This is a genomic window from Streptomyces sp. GbtcB7 (genome assembly GCF_019091445.1).
Lineage (GTDB): Bacteria > Actinomycetota > Actinomycetes > Streptomycetales > Streptomycetaceae > Streptomyces > Streptomyces mirabilis.
This window is the reverse complement of the sequence record NZ_JAGXJM010000521.1, coordinates 1-243: the sequence shown is the minus strand read 5'-3', so window position 1 is coordinate 243 and position 243 is coordinate 1. Positions and strand designations below refer to the sequence as shown.

The window sequence follows — 243 nt, the reverse complement described above, 5'->3', positions numbered from 1 at the left end:
GCCGCCGCGCGGGGAGGCGGCCATCAGGGCGGGGACGGCGACCAACGAGACCCCGTCCCCGCCCCCCAGGCCGCCAAAGCCGGTGCGGGCGGCGGAGACGCCGAGGTACTGGGCGGGGCCGGGGTGACCGCCGTCCGTGGTGGCCGGGGCGGGGGGGGCGGGAGAGGGCGGGGGCGCCAGGGCCCCCGCCTGGTTGGGGGGGCGGGGCGGCTGGGCGGGGGGCGCGGCCTCCCGCCCGGCGGG

At 85.6% G+C, this 243-nt stretch carries 1 pseudogene; it reads right to left on the bottom strand.

Going from position 1 to position 243, the window contains the following annotated elements:
• A pseudogene (locus KVT44_RS56680) lies at positions 1-243 on the bottom strand (phage tail sheath family protein); the annotation flags it as partial.